2 protein-coding genes are annotated in these 1,184 nt (G+C 67.1%); one reads left to right on the forward strand and one right to left on the reverse strand.

Features of this window, described 5'->3' with window-relative positions:
* Window positions 1–548 (forward strand): transglutaminase-like domain-containing protein (locus AC5LSR_RS05080; RefSeq protein ID WP_493468203.1); only part of this gene is annotated, 548 nt, incomplete at its 5' end.
* 93 nt (window positions 549–641) lie between these two features.
* Here the strand turns inward: AC5LSR_RS05080 and AC5LSR_RS05085 are convergent.
* Window positions 642–1,184: cytochrome P450 (locus tag AC5LSR_RS05085; RefSeq protein WP_493468204.1), on the reverse strand; the 543-nt coding region annotated here is incomplete at its 5' end.

Genomic DNA, 1,184 nt, shown 5'->3' on the forward strand with positions numbered 1-1,184 from the left:
TGCCTGGTCTGGAGCAGCTGACCTACCTGCGGGCGAGCCGCTACTGCCCGTCGGATCACGATGTCGGGTTCGCGGTCGCCGAGTTCGGCGGCCTGCCACCCGGACGCCCCCAGGTGGAGGCGATCACACAGTGGATTCACAGCCGGGTGGGTTATGTCCCGGGCTCCAGCAACGTCCACAGCTGCGCCGATGACGCGCTGCTCACCGGGCAGGGAGTATGCCGCGATTTCGCCCATCTCGGGATCACGTTGTGCAGGGCTCTCCAGATACCCGCGCGCTTCGTCGCCGTGTACGCGCCCGGCCTGGCCCCGATGGATTTCCACGCCGTCTTCGAGGCATGGTTCGACGGTGCGTGGTGGACCTACGACGCCACCCGCCGAGCCCCCCGAGAGGGCATGGTCCGCATCGCAACCGGTCGCGACGCGGCTGACACGGCCTTCGTCAACGTCCTGCGAGGCATCGTCGTCCTCCAGTCGATGGAGGTGACCGCGACGGTCACCGGCTTACTCCCCATCGACGACAGCCTCGCCCCCCACCGGCTCTGCTGATCGCGGGCCAGGACCTGCCTGGGGGAGCAGGCCCAGCCGATCACCGCTCTCGTTGACGACAGGCGGCACCACCCGAGGACCGGGCCGGCGCCTCTACCAGGCGACCGGCAGCACGAGCGGGTAACGCCAGATCGACACCGTGTTCCACCGCACGTCCCGCGCGGGTACGGCCAGCCGCAGTCCGGGGAAACGGGTGAGCAGTGTGCCAATGGAGACCTGGAGCGTCATGCGCGCCAGATGGGATCCGAGGCAGTGGTGGCTGCCGTATCCGAAGGTCATATGCGGGACGGGATCCTTCCGTCCGAAGTCGAGTTCGTCGGCACGGTCGTAGACCAGTTCGTCGCGGTTGGCGGTCAGATATGACACGTGCACGGTGTCACCAGCCCTGATGGTGACACCGTCGAAGTCGATGTCCTCCAGGGCCACCCGCGGAATGCCGACGCCCTGACGGAACGGGATGTGCCGCAGCAGCTCCTCAATGGCCTGCGGCAGTATCTCGGGATGGGCGCGCAGCTGGCCGAGCTGCACGGGGTGCGTCAGCAGCGTGTAGACGATGTTGCTGATGTTGTACGTGGTGGTGTCGTGACCGGTGACCAGCAGGAGCATGGCCAGCACGGACAGTTCCTCCTCGTTGAG

This window comes from Protofrankia sp. CiP1_Cm_nod4 (genome assembly GCF_982290645.1).